This window comes from Klebsiella sp. JN_Kp126 (genome assembly GCF_033843325.1).
GTDB lineage: Bacteria > Pseudomonadota > Gammaproteobacteria > Enterobacterales > Enterobacteriaceae > Klebsiella > Klebsiella michiganensis.
On the sequence record NZ_JAWXQV010000039.1, the window covers coordinates 1 to 516 of the forward strand.

Annotated in this window: 2 protein-coding genes; both read left to right on the forward strand. The window is 47.9% G+C overall.

Annotated features, from left to right (window positions below; genetic code table 11):
* Positions 1-260, forward strand: a 260-nt coding sequence (locus tag SIK97_RS01025; RefSeq protein ID WP_319610920.1) for a hypothetical protein, incomplete at its 5' end; no start/stop codon positions are given.
* Positions 257-516, forward strand: a 260-nt coding sequence (locus SIK97_RS01030; RefSeq protein WP_319610921.1) for a hypothetical protein, incomplete at its 3' end; no start/stop codon positions are given. The genes SIK97_RS01025 and SIK97_RS01030, both read left to right, overlap by 4 nt.

Here is a 516-nt window from a genome sequence, read left to right on the forward strand (position 1 = left end):
TTGTTGGTGAGTCCTATTTTGCGACATTCAAAATACAGACCGCCCGCAGGCTGACCAATAACTGCACAACTTTGCCATTTCAGTTGATCAGTGGAAACGTAAACCCCCTGACTAAGTTCAGCATTACCCGTACCAGCCAGGGATTACGCCTGACGACGATTGAGAACAATACAAAAATCGTAGTATGGCGTCAGCGCGGCATGCCGGATCAATCATCCGGAATTAACTACAACGTAACAGACCGCTGGACCTCAATATGATCAGTATTTCCGGAATGTCATCTCACGTTCTTGACCAGGACATCACGACTGACGGCTCGACCACGACCTATCAGTTTTCCATTAACACATTTCCTGATGGCGCGATTGCGTTGCTGGCTGTTTCACTGACCACATCAGGGACGGCGAACTGCTCTTATCTGCTGTCCATTCACAAGCACAATAACGTCGGCGCAAAGGTGGCGACATTAAGCTTTTATACCTACAACAGCCTGAGCATTTCATTTTCAGCGACGTA